At 69.3% G+C, this 18,728-nt stretch carries 14 protein-coding genes; 5 read left to right on the forward strand and 9 right to left on the reverse strand.

Features of this window, described 5'->3' with window-relative positions; translation table 11 throughout:
* Window positions 1-111: 111 nt before the first annotated feature.
* Complete coding sequence (locus IH68_RS0114285; RefSeq protein WP_030934172.1) at window positions 112-840, forward strand: MBL fold metallo-hydrolase; 729 nt, start codon at window positions 112-114, stop codon at window positions 838-840.
* A 34-nt stretch (window positions 841-874) separates the two neighbouring features.
* The gene (locus IH68_RS0114290; RefSeq protein ID WP_030934175.1) at window positions 875-1,690 is read left to right on the forward strand and encodes a DUF3097 domain-containing protein; all 816 of its coding nucleotides are present in this window, start codon (window positions 875-877) and stop codon (window positions 1,688-1,690) included.
* Here the strand turns inward: IH68_RS0114290 and IH68_RS0114295 are convergent.
* The 3 genes from IH68_RS0114295 to IH68_RS0114305 all read right to left on the reverse strand — a co-directional run bounded on the left by IH68_RS0114295 (window position 1,668) and on the right by IH68_RS0114305 (window position 5,652).
* Window positions 1,668-2,258, reverse strand: coding sequence for a Uma2 family endonuclease (locus tag IH68_RS0114295; protein WP_030934178.1), 591 nt, complete (start codon window positions 2,256-2,258; stop codon window positions 1,668-1,670). The genes IH68_RS0114290 and IH68_RS0114295 overlap by 23 nt on opposite strands.
* A gap of 103 nt (window positions 2,259-2,361) precedes the next feature.
* Complete coding sequence (gene hemW / locus IH68_RS0114300; protein ID WP_030934181.1) at window positions 2,362-3,594, reverse strand: radical SAM family heme chaperone HemW; 1,233 nt, start codon at window positions 3,592-3,594, stop codon at window positions 2,362-2,364.
* Window positions 3,595-3,636: 42 nt separating this feature from the next.
* A complete protein-coding gene (locus IH68_RS0114305) occupies window positions 3,637-5,652 on the reverse strand; it encodes an ATP-binding SpoIIE family protein phosphatase (RefSeq protein WP_030934184.1) in 2,016 nt (671 codons plus the stop codon).
* Window positions 5,653-5,754: 102 nt separating this feature from the next.
* On the opposite strand from IH68_RS0114305, the gene IH68_RS0114310 reads away from it, so the two are divergent.
* Both IH68_RS0114310 and IH68_RS0114315 read left to right on the forward strand, forming a co-directional pair.
* Complete coding sequence (locus tag IH68_RS0114310; protein ID WP_030934186.1) at window positions 5,755-9,903, forward strand: HAMP domain-containing protein; 4,149 nt, start codon at window positions 5,755-5,757, stop codon at window positions 9,901-9,903.
* A gap of 12 nt (window positions 9,904-9,915) precedes the next feature.
* Entirely contained in the window at window positions 9,916-10,491 is a 576-nt protein-coding gene (locus IH68_RS0114315; RefSeq protein ID WP_030934189.1) for a response regulator, read from the forward strand.
* Between the two features lie 97 nt (window positions 10,492-10,588).
* Here the strand turns inward: IH68_RS0114315 and IH68_RS0114320 are convergent, their stop codons facing one another.
* Together IH68_RS0114320 and lepA are read right to left on the reverse strand one after the other, a co-directional pair.
* Window positions 10,589-12,463 carry an AMP-dependent synthetase/ligase gene (locus tag IH68_RS0114320; protein ID WP_030934193.1) on the reverse strand — a complete coding sequence of 625 codons (1,875 nt, stop codon included), beginning with the start codon at window positions 12,461-12,463 and terminating at the stop codon, window positions 10,589-10,591.
* A gap of 266 nt (window positions 12,464-12,729) precedes the next feature.
* Complete coding sequence (gene lepA / locus IH68_RS0114325) at window positions 12,730-14,598, reverse strand: translation elongation factor 4 (RefSeq protein WP_030934196.1); 1,869 nt, start codon at window positions 14,596-14,598, stop codon at window positions 12,730-12,732.
* A 255-nt stretch (window positions 14,599-14,853) separates the two neighbouring features.
* Here lepA and rpsT point away from each other — a divergent pair, with 255 nt between their 5' ends.
* Window positions 14,854-15,120 carry a 30S ribosomal protein S20 gene (gene rpsT, locus IH68_RS0114330; RefSeq protein WP_030934199.1) on the forward strand — a complete coding sequence of 89 codons (267 nt, stop codon included), beginning with the start codon at window positions 14,854-14,856 and terminating at the stop codon, window positions 15,118-15,120.
* Between the two features lie 415 nt (window positions 15,121-15,535).
* Here rpsT and holA read toward each other — a convergent pair whose 3' ends face one another.
* From holA to IH68_RS0114350, 4 genes are all read right to left on the reverse strand, one after another.
* Window positions 15,536-16,522 (reverse strand): DNA polymerase III subunit delta, encoded by a 987-nt coding sequence (gene holA, locus IH68_RS0114335; RefSeq protein WP_199931877.1) that lies wholly within the window; start codon window positions 16,520-16,522, stop codon window positions 15,536-15,538.
* An 88-nt stretch (window positions 16,523-16,610) separates the two neighbouring features.
* Window positions 16,611-16,856 (reverse strand): hypothetical protein, encoded by a 246-nt coding sequence (locus IH68_RS0114340; RefSeq protein ID WP_037884817.1) that lies wholly within the window; start codon window positions 16,854-16,856, stop codon window positions 16,611-16,613.
* Window positions 16,857-16,895: 39 nt separating this feature from the next.
* The gene (locus tag IH68_RS0114345) at window positions 16,896-17,777 is read right to left on the reverse strand and encodes a YceI family protein (protein WP_030934206.1); all 882 of its coding nucleotides are present in this window, start codon (window positions 17,775-17,777) and stop codon (window positions 16,896-16,898) included.
* A gap of 142 nt (window positions 17,778-17,919) precedes the next feature.
* The gene (locus IH68_RS0114350) at window positions 17,920-18,726 is read right to left on the reverse strand and encodes an arylamine N-acetyltransferase family protein (protein WP_037884818.1); all 807 of its coding nucleotides are present in this window, start codon (window positions 18,724-18,726) and stop codon (window positions 17,920-17,922) included.
* Window positions 18,727-18,728 lie beyond the last annotated feature (2 nt).

Genomic DNA, 18,728 nt, shown 5'->3' on the forward strand with positions numbered 1-18,728 from the left:
TGGCACTCTGTCCGTCCGAGTGCCAGCCGTTACCGGCCAGTGTACGGCGGTGGGGTACACCCGGGGCAAGGTCGGCCCCTGTTGAACGGGGCGTACCGCTAGCGTCGCCGTATGACGGTGACTTGGGAAGAGCTGGGGTGGGAGCGGCTGACGGCCGGGGTCGGCCGGTGCCGGCTTCCGGGCTGGGACTGCACGACGGGGCTGGTCGTCGGGGAGGGCACGGCGCTCTTGATCGACGCGGGATCCAGCCTCGCGGAGGGCGCACGGTTGCGTGCCGAGGCGCAGGAGCTCGCCGGTCACCGTGTGACTCATCTCGCGCTCACGCATCCCCATTTCGACCATGTCTTCGGGGCGGCGGCGTTCGGGGGCGCGGAGGTTTACGGCGCGGTGGGCATGGACACGGTCTTCGAAGCCCGGCACGCGCGCGAGGAGCTGCGGGCGGATGCGGTGGGCAACGGGCTGGACGCGCGCCTGGCCGAGGAGGCGGTCGACGCCCTGGTCGCGCCCCGGCATCACGTCTCCGGTGAGTGGACCCTCGACCTGGGCGGCGGCCGGCAGGTGCTGCTGGCGAACGTCGGTCCGGGCCACTCGGCCCACGATCTTGCGGTGCTGGTGCCGGGCTCCCCGGAGGTCGTTTTCTGCGGCGACCTGGTGGAGGAGTCCGGCGAACCGCAGGCCGGTTCCGACGCCGTACCGTCGCACTGGCCGGCCGCCCTGGACCGGCTCCTCGACCTGGGCGGCGAGGACGCGCTGTACGTGCCCGGTCACGGAGCGGTGGTGGATGCGGGGTTCGTGCGGAGACAGCGCGAGGAGCTGGCGGCACGTTTCGGCGTGTCGTAGCCGCTGACCGGCCGCTTCTCCTATCGTCACTCGAATGCGCCAGTACTCCGCCGATCTGACCCCACCGTGGAAGAAGCCCAAGCCTGTCCCCGAGGTCCCGGCGGAGCCCGGTCTGGTGGTCGAGGAGCCCGGCACCGGTTTCTGCGGCGCGGTGATCCGCTGCGAGGCCGGCACGGTGACCCTGGAGGACCGCTTCGGCAAGCACCGGGTGTTCCCGCTGGAGCCGCGGGGGTTTCTGCTGGAGGGGCGGGTGGTGACGCTCGTACGACCGTCCGGCGCGGCTCCTGTACGGCCCACCCGTACGGCATCCGGTTCCGTCGCCGTCCCCGGCGCACGCGCGCGTGTGGCTCGCGCCGGGCGGATCTACGTCGAGGGACGGCACGACGCCGAGTTGGTCGAGAAGGTCTGGGGCGACGACCTGCGGATCGAGGGCGTGGTCGTGGAGTACCTGGAAGGCGTGGACGACCTGCCGTCGATCGTGGCGGAGTTCGCGCCGGGGCCGGATGCGCGGCTGGGGGTGCTGGTGGACCACCTGGTGCCCGGTACGAAGGAGTGGCGGATCGCGGAGGCGGTGACGAGCGAGCACGCGCTGGTGGTGGGCCACCCCTACATCGACATCTGGGAGGCGGTGAAGCCGTCGTCCCTGGGGATCGCGGGGTGGCCGCGGGTGCCGCACGGGCAGGACTGGAAGACGGGGGTGTGCCGGGCACTGGGGTGGCCGTCGGAGAACACCGGGGCGGTGTGGCAGGCGATCCTGAAGCGGGTGGGGTCCTACAAGGACCTGGAGCCGGAGTTGTTGGGGCGGGTGGAGGAGCTGATCGACTTCGTCACGGGCGGCTGTGGGCCTTGACGCCTCGGTAAGTGCCGAACTCGGTGGTGTCGAGCTCGATGCCGAGCGATGACAGCGGCACTGGCACGCCGAACTTGGTCACCCGCTGCAACTGATAGTCGGCTTCCTCGCCCGTGCCGGTCGGCTCCGTGAGCAACACACAGTGCCCCACGATCGGGTCGATGATCAGATAGACGGGCACGCCGCCGGCTGCGTAGATCGACCGTTTGATCTCGTAATCGCGCTCGATACTGGTCTTGGACACGACCTCGACGACCATGCTGATGACCTTGGACGGCATCAGCTGCCCCTCACGCGGTCCGACGCCCCTCTCCACCAGCACCAGGTCCGACAGAGGCTCACTGGTCTCCTGCAGGATGGCGACGGCCACCGTCTGAAGCCTCCGCCAATCCTGCCGCGGGAATTGATCGAGAACCGCTTCGACGATGTCGCTGTGCACCAGGTCCGGCGCCGCCATCATCACGATTTCCCCCCGGAGGAGCTCGGCCTTGTATCCCTCGGGAACCTCAAGGTTCTCGAAGAACTCCACGACATCGGTGGTCATCGGTCGGTCGTCCACAGCGGTCATCTCCGCAGCCCTCCGGTTTCCGCCACCGTAAGCAACGGCGGCAGCCTACGAACCAGGTTAGGTACCGAACTGACCTTCCGCACCGATTCACCCGCCCGAGTGATCAATCCACCAGGTCCCTGACCACCGCATCCGCCAGCAGCCGCCCCCGCAACGTCAGCACAGCCCGCCCCTCCTCATACGGACCGCGCTCCAGCAGCCCCTCCCCCAGCGCCCGCCGAGAAGCCGCCAGCCCCTCCTCCCGCAGCAGTTCCAGCGGCACCCCCTCCCGAAGCCGCAGCTCCAGCAGGATCCGCTCCACCCGGCGGTCCTCCTCCGACAGGAGCTCACGGCCCGCTCCCGGCGACCGCCCCTCCGCCAGTGCCGCCGCATACGCGCCGGGATGCTTCACGTTCCACCAGCGCACCCCGCCCACATGCGAGTGCGCCCCGGGGCCCGCACCCCACCAGTCGGCGCCGCGCCAGTACAGCTCGTTGTGCAGGCAGCGACCCGCCTCCGAGGTCGCCCAGTTCGAGACCTCGTACCAGTCGAAGCCCGCCGCCGACATCACCTCGTCCGCGATCAGGTAGCGGTCCGCGTGGACGTCGTCGTCCGTCATCGGGACCTCGCCCCGGCGGATGCGACGCGCCAGCTGCGTGCCCTCCTCGACGATCAGGGCGTACGCCGACACATGGTCCGGCCCGGCGCCGAGCGCCGCTTCCAGCGAGGCCCGCCAGTCGTCGTCCGACTCGCCCGGTGTGCCGTAGATCAGGTCCAGGTTCACGTGCTCGAAGCCGGCCGCGCGGGCCTCCGCCACGCATGCTTCCGGGCGCCCCGGCGTGTGCGTACGGTCCAGCACGCGCAGCACGTGCTGCTTCGCGCTCTGCATGCCGAAGGAGACGCGGTTGAAGCCGCCCTCCCGGAGCGTCGCCAGGTACGCCGGGTCCACCGACTCCGGGTTCGCCTCCGTCGTCACCTCTGCGTCCGCCGCGAGGCCGAACTCGTCGCGGATCGCCCCCAGCATCCGTACGAGATCATCCGCTGCCAGCAGGGTCGGCGTACCGCCGCCCACGAAGACCGTGCGGACCGGGCGCGGGTCGTCGCCCAGCACCTTCCGCGCCAGGCGGATCTCGTCGATCAGGGTGTCTGCGTAGTTGTCGCGGGAGGCGAGGACGCCGCCCGTGCCGCGCAGCTCGGTGGCCGTGTACGTGTTGAAGTCGCAGTAGCCGCAGCGGGTCGCGCAGTACGGGACGTGCAGGTAGAAGCCGAGGGGGCGGTCGGCGGAACCGGCGAGTGCGGAGGCGGGGAGGGCGCCGTCGGCGGGGACCGGCTCGCCGTCGGGGAGTGCGGAAGGCATGCCTTCCATTGTCCAGCACCCGTACGACTACCTTTACGGGTCTCACTCCGCCTGCAGCACCAGCAGCGCCAGGTCGTCCTCCGGCGGGCGCCCGCCGAACTCGTGCACCAGCCTGCGGATGCGTTCCGCGATCAGCTCGGCGCTCAGGCCCGCGCACCCGGCGAGCGCGGTCGCGAGGCCGTCGGCGTCGTCGAACATGTCGGAGCCGGAGCGGCGCTCCGTCACCCCGTCCGTCACGCACAGGAGGCTGTCGCCGGCGCGGAGCTCGAAGGTTTCGCTGGTGTACGTCTCGTCCTCGACGACGCCGAGGAGGGTCTGCGGGCGGGCGGCCGTACGGACGCTTCCGTCGGGGCAGAGGAGCAGCGGCAGGGGATGCCCTGCGGAGGCGAGGGTGCAGCGGATGCCGCCGTCGAAGGGGGTCAGCTCGCCGTAGAGGAGGGAGAGGAAGCGGGTCTGGGGGCCGTCGCCGGGGGCCGGAGGACGGACCAGAGCCCGGGCGGCGGCGTCCGCGGCCTCCGTCGCGTCGTCCAGGAGGAGGCGGTTGAGGCGGTCGAGGACGTCGGTGACGCGGTAGCCCTCGCGCGCGAGCAGCCGCAGCCAGGGGCGGGCCAGTCCGATGACGACGGCGGCCTCGGGGCCCTTGCCCTGGACGTCGCCGACGGCGAAGCACCAGCGGCCGTCGCCGGCCGGGAAGAGGTCGTAGAAGTCGCCGCTGGGGCCGCCCTTGTCGCACGGCTCGTAGACGAGGGCGCTGCGTACGCCGGGGATCTCGGCGACGGCGGCGGGCAGCAGGCCGCGCTGCAGGACCTGGCTGATGGTGGCCTGGCGGGCGTACTGGCGGGCCGCGCCGATGGCGAGCGCCACCCGGCGGCTGAGGTCCTCGACGAGCCCGGTGACCTCGTCGGGGAAGCGCAGCAGCCCGGCGCGGCCGATGACGAGCGTCCCGAGCGGCCGGCCGCCCGCGATGAGACGGTAGGCGAGCGCCGCGCCGTGCTCGTCGCGCACGTCGAGCGCCTCACCGGGCCAGGGGTACACGACCGGCCCGGACTTCCCCCACTCCCGGCTGCTGCCCCACTCACGGTTCCGCTCGAGCGGCGGGACCCCCATGGCCGGCGGGATGCTCATCGCCTCGGGCGGATGCGGCGGGTCCTTCTCCAGGGCCCGGCGCAGTTCCTCGATGCGGTTCTCGCTGCAGTGCCAGACGCGGGCCAGGCGGGGCCCGGCGCCGCCGGTACCGTCGGTCCAGCCCACGCGGCCCATGGCCTCGTCCTCCAGCCACACCGCGCACCAGTCGGCGAGCCGCGGCACGATCAGCTGTCCGGCGAGCGCGGCGACCAGGTTCTCGTCGAGCTGCCCGGCCAGCAGATCGGAGGCCTCGGCGAGGAAGGACAGGGCACCTCGGTGCAGCCAGTCCCGGTCGCGCTCGGCTCGCTGCGGGTCGGGCGCCAGTATCTCGGCGGCCCGCAGCCCGCGTTCCAGCGCCTGCCGGCCTGCGTGCGCCTCCGGTTCGGACGCGGCCGGGCCCCGCTCGGCGGGCAGTCGCGCCCACACCGTCTTGGTGCCCCTGCGGAAGGTGACGCCCCAGGACTCGGCGAGCGTGGCGACCAGGCGCAGTCCGCGGCCGTACTCCGGTGTCCCGTACGGCACTTCGGCCGTCTCGTAGGGCCCTTCGGCGTCCGAGTCGCGGGGCGCTCGGGAGGGGTGGTGGTCGGAGACCTCCACGACGAGCCCGCCGGGCGCCTCCTCCATACGGCACTCCACCTCGACCTCGGTGCCCGCGTGCACGACGGCGTTGGTGACGAGTTCGCTGACGACGAGTACGGCGTCGTCGGCGAGCCGGTCGGTGAGGTGTTCGGCGCCGGGGAGCCCGGCCTCGGCCCAGTCGGCGAGCGCGGTGCGTACGAGGGCGCGGGCGTAACCCGGCGCGAGGGGGCTGCCGGGCAGGGTCGCGTACGTCTGCGCACGCGGGTCCACCCTCCCGTGCGCGGTTGCGTGCAGGTGTGCAGGCGCATCGCAAGCGCAGGAAGCGGTCTCCCGTTGCGTCGGAATGGCCCCCATGGACAGCTCCCCGAACGGTTCGGACGAATTCGCCTCAGTCGATGCCGACAGAGTGACAGACTGACCCCGCCCATAAGCGCCGAGTTACTGAAGTGGGCCGCCATGAGTGAGAACAGTGCTACGCGTGTGCTCGAAGACGGTCAAAAACCGGAACAACTCCGAGCATCGGAGCTGCGTCCGCTGCTCGCCGCGATGACCGCGGCCCGGGACGGCGACTTCACGAAAATTCCGGAGACCGGCCACGGGATGGTGGCCGAGCTGACGGCCGTCTTCAACCAGATCATGGACCGCAGCACGCATTTCAACGGGGAAGTGCAGCGCGTGAAGCGGGAGTTGGTACGGCACGGGCGGCTCGACGAACGGGTCACGGCGAGCCCCGGGCAGGGCGCCTGGACCTCCCGGGTCAACGATGTGAACCAGCTCCTCGACGCCCTGGTGGCCCCGGCGGCGAACGCGACGCGGGTGCTCGACGCGGTGGCCGGCGGCGATCTGACCCAGCGGGTCGACCTGCACGACGGCAACCGGCAGCTGCGCGGTGATCTGCGTCGGCTGGGCCGGGCCGTGAACAAGATGGTCGACCAGTTGTCGCTGTTCACCGGCGAGGTGACCCGGGTCGCGCGCGAGGTGGGCACCGAGGGGCGGCTCGGCGGGCGGGCCAAGGTGACGGGCCTGTCCGGCAGTTGGCGGGACGTGACCGAGGCGGTCAACACGATGGCGTCCCGGCTGACCGCCCAGGTGCGTGACATCGCCCTGGTGACGACGGCGGTGGCCCGCGGTGACCTGACCCGTACGGTCACGGTCGAGGCGACCGGTGAGCTGCTCGAACTGAAGCTGACCGTGAACACGATGGTCGACCAGCTGTCCGCCTTCGCCGACGAGGTGACCCGCGTGGCCCGCGAGGTCGGCACCGAGGGCCAGCTGGGCGGGCGCGCCCAGGTGCGGGGCGTCAGCGGGGTCTGGAAGGACCTGACCGACAACGTCAACTTCATGGCCTCGAACCTGACTTCGCAGGTCCGCAACATCGCCCAGGTGACGACCGCCGTCGCCAACGGCGACCTGAGTCAGAAGATCACGGTCGACGCGCAGGGCGAGATCCTGGAACTGAAGTCGACCATCAACACCATGGTGGACCAGCTCTCCGCCTTCGCGGATGAAGTGACGAGGGTTGCCCGCGAGGTCGGCACCGAGGGAAACCTCGGCGGCCGCGCCCAGGTGCGGGGTGTCTCCGGCGTCTGGAAGGACCTCACGGACAACGTCAACTTCATGGCGGACAACCTCACTTCGCAGGTCCGCAACATCGCCCTCGTCTCGACCGCAGTCGCCCAGGGCGACCTCGGCAAGAAGATCACGGTCGAGGCGAAGGGCGAGATCCTGGAGCTGAAGTCCACGATCAACACGATGGTCGACCAGCTGTCCGCCTTCGCCGACGAGGTCACCCGCGTGGCCCGCGAGGTCGGCACCGAGGGAAACCTCGGCGGCCAGGCGCAGGTGCGGGGCGTGAGTGGCGTCTGGAAGGACCTCACCGACAACGTCAACTTCATGGCACTGAACCTGACTTCGCAGGTGCGGAACATCGCCCAGGTGACGACCGCCGTCGCCAACGGAGACCTCTCCAAGAAGATCACCGTGGATGCGCGCGGCGAGATCCTGGAGCTGAAGGACACCGTCAACACGATGGTGGAGCAGCTGCGCGCCTTCGCCGACGAGGTGACGAGGGTGGCCCGCGAGGTCGGCACCGACGGCCGGCTCGGCGGCCGCGCCCAGGTGCTGGGTGTGTCCGGTGTCTGGCGGGACCTCACCGACAACGTCAACTACATGGCGGACAACCTGACTTCACAGGTGCGGAACATCGCCCAGGTGACGACCGCCGTCGCCAACGGAGACCTCTCCAAGAAGATCGACGTCGACGCACGCGGCGAGATCCTGGAACTGAAGACCGCCATCAACACGATGGTCGACACGCTCTCCTCCTTCTCCTCCGAGGTCACCCGCGTGGCCCGCGAGGTCGGTTCCGAGGGTCAACTCGGCGGCCAGGCAAGGGTCGAGGGCGTGTACGGCACCTGGAAGCGCCTGACGACGAACGTGAACGAGCTGGCGTCGAACCTCACCACCCAGGTCCGCGCGATCGCCGAGGTCGCCTCCGCGGTGGCTCAGGGCGACATGTCCCGCTCCATCACGGTGGAGACCCAGGGCGAGGTCGCCGAGCTGAAGGACAACATCAACCTGATGGTGGCCAACCTCCGCGAGACCACCCGCGCGAAGGACTGGCTGGAGTCCAACCTGGCCCGCCTCGCCGCGCTGATGCAGGGCCACCGCGACCTGATGGAGGTCGCCGACCTGCTGCTGCGCGAGCTGACCCCACTGGTGAACGCCCAGTACGGCGCGTTCTTCCTGGCCGACCCGGACGAGGAGAGCGCCTCGCTGCGCACCGACGTGCCCACGAAGGGACTCGCGTTCATCGCCGGGTACGGCTCGGCCCAGGGCACGACCATCGAGACCGGCGGCCTCCCGGTGCACGGCCTGGTCCGGCAGGCGGCCCGCGAGAAGAAACGGATCCTCGTCGAGGAGGCCCCGCCGGACTACATCAAGATCAACAGCGGGCTCGGCGAGGCGGCCCCCACGAGCGTCGTCATCATCCCGATCCTCTTCGAGGACAAGCTCCTCGGCGTGATCGAGCTGGCCTCCTTCTCCCGCTTCTCCGACGTCCACCTCGCGTTCTTCGACCAGTTCGTGAACACCATCGCCGTCGCGATCAACACGATCATCGCCAACTCCCGTACGGAGTCCCTGCTCGGCGAGTCCCAGCGCCTGGCCATGCAGCTCCAGGAACGCTCGGACGAACTCCAGAAGCAGCAGGCCGAGTTGCAACGGTCGAACGCCGAACTGGAGGAGAAGGCAGCCCTACTGGCCACCAGCTCCCAGTACAAGTCGGAGTTCCTGGCGAACATGTCGCACGAGCTGCGCACCCCGCTGAACTCCCTGCTGATCCTGGCGAGGCTCCTCTCCGACAACCCGGACGGCCATCTCACCGACCAGGAAGTGCAGTTCGCGACCACGATCCACCGCTCCGGCTCGGACCTCCTCCAGCTGATCAACGACATCCTGGACCTGTCGAAGATCGAGGCCGGCCGTATGGACGTACGCCCGAAGAAGCTCCCGCTCATCAAGCTCCTCGACTACGTCCACGCCACCTTCCGCCCGCTCACCATCGACCGCGGCCTCGCCTTCGAGGTGGCGGTCGGCGAGGACGTGCCGCGCGAGATGTACTCGGACGAGCAGCGGCTCCAGCAGATCCTGCGCAACCTGCTCTCCAACGCGATCAAGTTCACCGCGTCGGGCCGCGTGGAGCTGCGGGTGAACCGCATCAAGGACCCCGAGCGCCTCCACGTCCGCGACAGCGACCACGTGATCGCCTTCGCCGTCACCGACACCGGCATCGGCATCGCGCCCGAGAAACTCCCGGTGATCTTCGAGGCCTTCCAGCAGGCCGACGGCACCACCAACCGCAAGTACGGCGGCACGGGCCTCGGCCTGTCCATCAGCCGGGAGATCGCAGGCCTGCTCGGCGGCCGTATCGTCGCCACCAGCGAGCCCGGCAAGGGGTCCACCTTCACGCTGTACGTCCCCGTCGTCAGCCCCGGGCACCCGGCGACCGGACCGGCCCCCGAGGAGCATGCGCTGCCGCTGCCGGAGCAGCTGTCTGCCGAGCCGTACACCGCCACGCACGACGTGGACGACTCCTGGCCGGCCCCCACCAAACTGGAGGCGTGGAAGGTGGGCCGGGCGGGCCAGGTGCTGCCCGGGCGGCGGGTGCTGATCGTCGACGACGACATCCGCAACGTCTTCGCCCTCACCCATGTCCTCGGCCGCGTCGGCATGCCGGTCCTGTACGCGGAGAACGGCCGCGAGGGCATCGAGACGCTTGAGCGCAACCCGGACGTCGAACTCGTCCTGATGGACATCATGATGCCGGAGATGGACGGCTACGAGACCATCGCCGCCATCCGCCGCACCCCCCGCTGGTCCGGACTGCCGATCGTCGCCCTGACCGCCAAGGCGATGCCCGGAGACCGCGAGAAGTCCATCGGCCGGGGCGCGAACGACTACGTACCCAAGCCGGTGGACGTCGACCAGCTGCTGACGGTCGTCTGCGCACTGCTGGATCCGGAGGGCCCGGACGAGACCACCGACACCACTGCCCCGCAGCCGGGCACGACCGAGGAAGCGGCGGCAGGGCCGAATACCGAATGAGGCACACTCACCATGAGCGCTGAGGCAACGACCAACGAGCGCGCCAGCATCCTCCTCGTGGACGACATGGAGGACAACCTGATAGCGCTGGAGGCCGTCCTGGGGTCCCTCAACGAGCCGCTGGTACGCGCACGTTCGGGCGAGGAGGCGATGAAGGCACTGCTGCGCCGGCACTTCGCCCTCGTCCTGCTCGACGTCCGCATGCCCGGCATGGACGGATTCGAGACGGCTGCCAACATCAAGCGGCTAGACCAGACCAAGGACGTCCCGATCATCTTCCTGACCGGCGCGGAGGACGACTCCGGCTATGCGTTCCGCGGCTACGCCACAGGAGCCGCGGACTATCTGACCAAGCCCTTCGACCCCTGGGTCCTGCGCGCAAAGGTCACTGTCTTCCTCGACCTGCACAGAAAGAACCAGCAGCTGGAACGCCTGCTGGCACAGGAACAGTCGGACTACGGGGAGGTGGGCAGCAGGCTGGCGACCCTGGAGGCCGAACTGGACGGGGAGGAGCCCCCGGACCTGGCAGCACTGCGTGCACAGGTCCGAGAGCTACGTCAGCTTGTAGCCAGGGGGCGCGGCTTTTAGTTTTCAGGGGCGCGGGGCTGTATCGATTTGCGGCTCCGCCGCGTGGGCGCGACAAGCCACGACGAACGTCCGGTCGCGAACGATCCCCTTCCCCCCTCTACGCTTCGCGCGTACCGGCGTACATCTCGTCGATCAGGTGCTTGTACTCCCGCTCGACAACCGGTCGCTTCAGCTTCAGACTCGGCGTGATCTCGCCATGCTCCACATCGAGATCCCGCGGCAGGAGACGGAACTTCTTGACCGTCTGCCAGCGCTGCAGGCCCTCGTTGAGCTCCTTGACGTACCCCTCGATCAAGGCAACCGTGGCCGGCGCAGCCACAACCTCCGCGTACGACTTCCCCGCGAGCCCGTTCTCCGAAGCCCACTGCAAAATGGACGGCTCGTCCAAAGCGATCAGGGCCGTGCAGAAGTTCCGGTCGGCCCCGTGCACCAGGATGTTGGAGACGTACGGGCACACCGCCTTGAACTGCCCCTCGACCTCCGCAGGCGCGATGTACTTGCCGCCGGACGTCTTGATGAGGTCCTTCTTGCGGTCGGTGATGCGCAGGTACCCGTCGGGCGACAGCTCACCGATGTCACCGGTGTGGAACCAGCCGTCCGACTCCAGCACCTCGGCGGTCTTCTCGGGCAGCCCGTGGTAGCCCTCCATGATGCCCGGGCTGCGCAGCAGGATCTCCCCGTCGTCCGCGATGCGCACCTCCGTGCCGGGCAGCGGCTTGCCGACCGTGCCGGTGCGGTAGGCCTCGCCCGGGTTGACGAAGGAGGCGGCCGAGGACTCCGTGAGGCCGTAGCCCTCCAGGATGTGGATGCCGGCGCCTGCGAAGAAGTAGCCGATCTCGGGCGCGAGCGCGGCCGAGCCCGAGACACACGCCCGCAGGTTCCCGCCGAACGCCTCGCGGATCTTGGCGAAGACCAGCGCGTCGGCGACCTTGTGCTTGGCGCCGAGCGAGAACGGGACGGACGCCGTGCCGGTGCGCCGGAAGTTGTCCTGCGCGGTCTTGGCGTACTCGCGGGCGACCTCGGCGGCCCACTGGAAGATCTTGTACTTGGCGCCCCCGCCGGCCTTCGCCTTGGCCGCGACCCCGTTGTAGACCTTCTCGAAGATGCGCGGGACGGCCGCCATGTACGTCGGCTGCACGACCGGCAGATTCTCGATGATCTTGTCGACGCGGCCGTCGACGGCGGTGACGTGCCCGACCTCGATCTGCCCCGAGGTGAGGACCTTGCCGAAGACGTGCGCGAGCGGAAGCCAGAGGTACTGCACGTCCTCGGTACTGATCAGGCCGGTCGCGGCGATCGCCTTCGCCATGTACGACCAGTTGTCGTGCGGCAGGCGCACACCCTTGGGGCGGCCGGTCGTGCCCGAGGTGTAGATCAGGGTGGCAAGCTGATCGGAGGTGATCGCACCGACCCGCTCCTTGATCAGGTCGGGGTCCTTCTCCAGTCGGGCGGCGCCCCGGGCCTCCAGCTCGGTGAGGGTGAGGACCCAGTCACTGGTCTCGACGCCGGCCGGGTCGATCACGACGACATGTGTGAGGTCGGGCAGCTCGGCCTTCTTCTCCATCGCCTTGGCGAGCTGGGCCGCGTCCTCCGCGATCAGCACCCGGCTGTCGGAGTCGGAGAGGATGAACGCCGACTCGTCCGCGTTGGTCTGCGGGTAGACCGTGGTCGTGGCCGCTCCGGCGCACAGGATGCCGAGGTCGGCGAGGATCCACTCGACCCGGGTGGAGGCGGCGAGCGCGACGCGCTGCTCGGGCTGCACACCCAGTTCGATCAGACCGGCCGCGATCGCGTAGACCCGCTCCGCGGCCTGCGCCCAGCTGAGCGACTTCCAGTCGTCGGGGCCCCCACCGGAGGCGGGCGCCACCGGATAGCGGTAGGCCTCCGCCTCCGGTGTGGCTGCAACGCGTTCCAGGAAGAGGGTCGCCACGCTCGGCGGACGGTTCTCGATCAGTGTCTGTGTGTCGCTCACGACATCCTCCGGGGCCCGCGGCAGCGCGGCTGGCTCAAGTGCGGCGGTATTGACTGCGGCTGTATCCACTCACGAGCTCTTGTTTAACTCGCGAGTAACTATCGAGCAGAGATCAGGGTAGAGCCCGACCGGCCGGTTCGTAAGGGGCGGCGGCCTGTCACTTCGTACAGAGAGCAACGCTACGCACGCGTAGGGGCTCGCCGCGCTTTCGTACGACGAGCCCCTGTTGTGTCCGGTTTGGTTCCGTAACCCGTTGTTACCCGCGGTTACTTCTTGCCCTTGCCCGACCCCGCGCTGTCATCACTGGAGAGCACGGCGATGAACGCCTCCTGAGGAACCTCCACGGAACCCACCATCTTCATCCGCTTCTTGCCCTCCTTCTGCTTCTCCAGCAGCTTGCGCTTACGGGAGATGTCGCCGCCGTAGCACTTGGCGAGGACGTCCTTGCGGATGGCGCGGATGGTCTCGCGGGCGATCACCCGGGAGCCGATGGCTGCCTGGATGGGCACCTCGAAGGCCTGCCGCGGGATGAGCTCGCGCAGCTTGGCGACGAGCCGCACACCGTAGGCGTAGGCCGCGTCCTTGTGGGTGATCGCGGAGAAGGCGTCGACCTTGTCGCCGTGCAGCAGGATGTCCACCTTGACCAGGCTGGACGTCTGCTCGCCGGTGGGCTCGTAGTCCAGCGAGGCGTAGCCGCGGGTCTTCGACTTCAGCTGGTCGAAGAAGTCGAAGACGATCTCGGCGAGGGGGAGCGTGTAGCGGATCTCGACGCGGTCCTCGGAGAGGTAGTCCATGCCGAGAAGAGTCCCGCGCCGGGTCTGGCACAGCTCCATGATCGAGCCGATGAACTCGCTCGGGGCGAGGATCGTGGCGCGTACGACGGGCTCGTACACGTCGTTGATCTTGCCCTCGGGGAACTCGCTGGGGTTGGTGACCGTGTGCTCGGTCCCGTCCTCCATGATCACGCGGTAGACCACGTTGGGCGCGGTCGCGATCAGGTCGAGCCCGAACTCGCGCTCCAGCCGCTCGCGGATGACGTCGAGGTGGAGGAGCCCCAGGAACCCGACGCGGAAGCCGAAGCCGAGGGCGGCCGAGGTCTCCGGCTCGTAGACGAGCGCTGCGTCGTTGAGCTGGAGCTTGTCGAGGGCGTCGCGCAGCTCGGGGTAGTCGGAGCCGTCCAGCGGATACAGCCCGGAGAAGACCATCGGCTTCGGGTCCTTGTATCCCCCGAGGGCCTCGGTGGCGCCCTTGGCCAGGCTGGTGATGGTGTCACCGACCTTGGACTGCCGGACGTCCTTCACACCGGTGATGAGGTAACCGACCTCACCGACGCCGAGGCCGTCGGCGCCCAGCATCTCGGGCGAGTTCGTGCCGATCTCCAGCAGCTCGTGCGTGGCACCGGTGGACATCATCCGGATCCGCTCACGCTTGTTGAGCTGGCCGTCGACGACTCGTACGTACGTCACGACACCGCGGTAGGAGTCGTAGACGGAGTCGAAGATCATGGCTCGGGCGGGGGCGTCCGCGACGCCGACCGGCGCCGGGATCTCCTTGACCACCTTGTCGAGCAGCGCGTCGACGCCGAGACCGGTCTTGGCGGACACCCGCAGCACGTCGTCCGGGTCGCAGCCGACGAGGTTCGCGAGCTCCTCGGCGAACTTCTCGGGCTGCGCGGCCGGCAGGTCGATCTTGTTCAGTACGGGGATGATCGTGAGGTCGTTCTCCATCGCCAGGTACAGGTTGGCGAGGGTCTGGGCCTCGATGCCCTGGGCGGCGTCGACGAGGAGGACGGTCCCCTCGCAGGCGGCGAGCGACCGCGAGACCTCGTAGGTGAAGTCGACGTGCCCCGGGGTGTCGATCATGTTGAGGATGTGCGTGTTGCCGGGCTCGTGGGTCGGAGCCCAGGGCAGCCGCACCGCCTGGGACTTGATCGTGATGCCACGCTCGCGCTCGATGTCCATCCGGTCGAGGTACTGAGCACGCATCTGCCGCTGCTCGACCACACCAGTCAGCTGGAGCATCCGGTCGGCGAGCGTGGACTTGCCGTGGTCGATGTGCGCGATGATGCAGAAATTGCGGATCAGAGCCGGGTCGGTACGGCTCGGCTCGGGCACATTGTTAGGGGTCGCGGGCACGCAGGGTCCTGTCTCTTGAGGCGCCTTATGCCTCGGGTCGGATCGATACGTAGGTTCCATGGTCCCACGGGTGGCGACCGGGGACCGTTTTGGGCCGTCCGGACCGCCGCTGGTACTCTGGGTGGCTGTGTCTCATGCCCTCTCAGCGCGAGGCACAACTCCAAGAAATCACCTGGTACGGGACCCGGTATCTCCTGCGTATCTCCTACGCGGAGTGCTCCTGGCCCTGTGCCTGAACCTGAAAAGGCTCAATCAGTGGCGAACATCAAGTCCCAGATCAAGCGGATCAAGACCAACGAGAAGGCCCGGCAGCGCAACAAGGCCGTCAAGTCCTCCCTGAAGACCGCGATCCGCAAGGCCCGCGAGGCCGCTGCCGCGGGTGACGTCGAGAAGGCCACCGAGTACCAGCGCGCTGCCGCGCGTCAGCTCGACAAGGCCGTCTCGAAGGGCGTCATCCACAAGAACCAGGCCGCCAACAAGAAGTCGGCGCTTGCTTCCAAGGTCGCCTCCATCAAGGGCTGAACCTCTTACTGATCTGACCGGTCCTGCGGGACCGAACCGCCGGAAGGACCCAGAGCGGGCCCTCTCTCATCCGCTCCCGACCGGCACCAAGAGCCTGTACGCGGCCTGCGTTCGCCACGCGGGTACGGGCTCGACATCTTGTACCGAAGGCCCCGCTTCCTGCCCTTCCCCAGGGCGGGAAGGGGGCCTTCGGTGCTTCCCCAGGACGCTTCGGTACTTCTGAGCGTGGCCGCACTTTCAGCCCGTTGGGGGTCCCCCCACGCCCTTAAGGCAGTGGGGGAGTTTGAGGACGAGGCCGTTCAGGCCGAAATCGGGGGTCTGGGGGCGCAGCCCCCAGGGACGGGACGGGAAGGGGCGGCGGGGGGCGAAACCCGCTCGGCGCCACCACCCGAAAGCCCCCGCGAGGCACGCCCCCTTACCGCCCTCGCGACCGCGCAGCGCGGGCGATCACCACGACCGCCTTCTCCAGCGCGTACTCGGGATCGTCACCGCCACCCTTCACTCCCGCATCCGCCTCGGCGACCGCCCGCAGAGCGACCGCCACGCCGTCCGGCGTCCAACCCCGCATCTGCTGCCGCACCCGGTCGATCTTCCACGGCGGCATCCCCAGCTCACGCGCCAGATCGGCCGGCCGGCCCCCGCGCGCGGACGAGAGCTTCCCGATCGCCCGCACGCCCTGGGCCAGCGCACTGGTGATCATCACCGGCGCCACCCCGGTGGCCAGGGACCATCTGAGCGCCTCCAGGGCCTCGGCCGCCCGCCCCTCCACGGCCCGGTCGGCAACCGTGAAGCTCGACGCCTCGGCCCGCCCGGTGTAGTACCGCCCGACGACGGCCTCGTCGATGGTCCCTTCGACGTCGGCGACCAGTTGGGAGACGGCGGACGCCAGCTCCCGCAGATCGCTGCCGATGGCGTCGACGAGCGTCTGGCAGGCCTCGGGCGTGGCAGACCTCCCCGCCGCCCTGAACTCCCCGCGCACGAAGGCCAGCCGATCCGCCGGCTTGGTCATCTTCGGACAGGCCACCTCCCGCGCCCCGACCTTGCGCGCGGCGTCGAGAAGGGCCTTGCCCTTGGCCCCGCCCGCATGCACCAGCACGAGAGTGATCTCCTCGGCGGGCGCCCCGAGATAGGCCTTCACGTCCTTGACGGTGTCGGCGGACAGATCCTGGGCATTGCGTACGACCACGACCTTGCGCTCGGCGAAGAGCGAGGGGCTGGTCAGCTCGGCGAGTGTGCCGGGCTGCAGCTGCTCCGGTGTCAGGTCACGTACGTCCGTGTCGGCGTCGGCGGCCCTGGCGGCGGCCACCACCTCCTGCACGGCACGGTCGAGCAGGAGGTCCTCCTGGCCCACGGCAAGCGTCACCGGGGCGAGAGGGTCGTCTTCAGCAGTCTTCCTGGCCATCGCGTAAAGCATGGCACGCACCACTGACAACGGGATCCCACGGCAGGCTCAAGCTCCTGGGGCAAGGCCTACGGCTGCGGCCACATGCTCACGGCTCCTCCCGCCACCCGTCCCACGCGCCCACGAACTCATCCAGCTCGCCGGGATCCAGCCGCCCGTCCTCGTCGCGCAGCACGACCAGCCACTGCGCGTCCTCCGCGTCGTCCTCACCGGCCAGGGCGTCCCGTAGCAGCTGCGGCTCCTCGGACACCTCGAACCGCTCCGCGAGCGCCTCGGCCACCGCCTCCGCAGCATCGCGATCGGGCAGCACCAGCACATGTCTCACATCACTCACGGCAGTCATTGTCCGGCACCCGCCGCAGGCCGCCGCAGGTCACCCTTTGCGCACGATCTGCACGTCGAGGTCGACCCGGATGCTCGGCCCCACCACCGCGATCCCCCGCGCCAGCATCGTCTGCCAACTCACCGTGAAGTCGTCCCGGTGCAGTTCCGCCGTGGCCCGGCAGGCCGCCCGCACCTCGCCCTCCATGCCGTTGCCGAGCCCGAGGTACTCGGTGTCGAGCGTGACCGTACGCGTCACTCCGTGCAGCGACAGCGCTCCGGTCACCGCCCACCGGTTCCCGCCCTTGTGCACGAACCGCTCGCTGTAGAACTCCAGCGTCGGATAGCGCACCACGTCCAGGAAGTCACCGGACCGCAGATGGTCGTCCCGCATCCGCACGTTCGTGTCGATGGACGCCGCGTCGATCACCACATGCATCGCCGACTGCTCCACCGGCTCGGTGATCCGGACGGCCCCCGCGAAGGAGTTGAACCGGCCGTGGATCCGGGCCAGCCCGATGTGCCGCGCGGTGAACCCGATCGAGGAATGCGTGGGCTCGATCTCCCAGTCCCCCGCCGGCGGCAGCTCCGGAGGCCTCGCGACCTGGAGCGTCACGTCCCCCAGAGAGGCGAGCGTGTTCTCCCCGACGGTCGCGCTGGCGCGGTAGGGCCTGTATCCCTGGGCGGACACCGCGAGCCGGTACTCCCCGGCGGGTACCGTCGTCACGAACGACCCGTAGGGATCCGTCTCGCCGCCGACCACCTTGCGCCCCATGGCATCGCTGACCGCGAACTCCGCGTGTCTGACCGGTTCGTTGACCGGATCCAGCACCCGGCAGCTCAGCACCCCGGCACTCGGCGGGGTCTGCACCGCCGCCAGGGGACTCGTCCGTTGCACCCTGTTCGTTCGGTTTCCCAGCCAGCGGCCGAACATCCACGCCACCCCTGTGCGCCTCGACATCTTCTGTTGCCGAAGAGATATTCGATCACTGATGCGGCTTTCGAGGCAACACAGGGTGTCTACGCACGAGTAGCAACGACTGATCCCCTCTCGACCCATGTGACGCCATGTGACCTCAATCAGTCACCACTAGGGGATTGCGCACGGTCGGCACCCGGCCCAGTTCGATCCCGAACCGCTCCCGGTACGCCCCGAGCACCTCCTCGTCCGTGCCCAACTCCCGCTCCTCCCGCGCCCCGTCGGCGCCCGTCTCCTTGAACGTGCGCCCGCTGAGCGTGATCCTCCCGCCGTCCTCCGTCACCCTTGAACACACCAGCGACTGCACGAAGTGCGACGCAGGCGAGGTGCTGTGCCACCACGCCCCGGCCACGAAGTCGCCGAGCTCACGGGGCCGCACCTCCAGCCGGTACTGCGGCCTACCGTTCACGACGACGTCCAGGTCCGGCCCCGCCTCGACGATCCGGAAACTGCCGCCGGGATCCTTCTGCTCGCCCCTCTCCGTGAAGTCCAGGGGGTAGTGGCTGTGTGCCCCGAAGCCCACGTCCGCCAGCCACTCGCTGCCGTCCGCCGCCCGCACCCGCAGCGCGAGATGGTCGTAGGGGATCCCGAGCCGCCCCTCGTCCCCGTGCACCCGCGCCGCGAGCAGCGTGACCTCGAACCCCAGGGCGCCGAGCAAGGCCCCGAACGCCCCGTTGAGTTCGTAGCAGAACCCGCCCCGCCGTGCCCCCACCACCTTGTCCAGCAGCCGCTCCTCCTCCAGCACGATCTCCTCGCCGAGGTGGATCGACAGGTTCTCGAAGGGCACTGTCTGCAGGTGTCGCAGGTGCAGCTCGCGCAGCACGTCGGCGGTGGCACCGGCGGCCCGCTGCGGACGCTCGGCTTCCAGGCGGCGGAGATAGGCATCGACCTGTGCTGAATTCATGC

Origin of the sequence: Streptomyces sp. NRRL S-646, assembly GCF_000720765.1 — a bacterium.
In the GTDB taxonomy this organism is placed as follows: Bacteria; Actinomycetota; Actinomycetes; order Streptomycetales; family Streptomycetaceae; genus Streptomyces.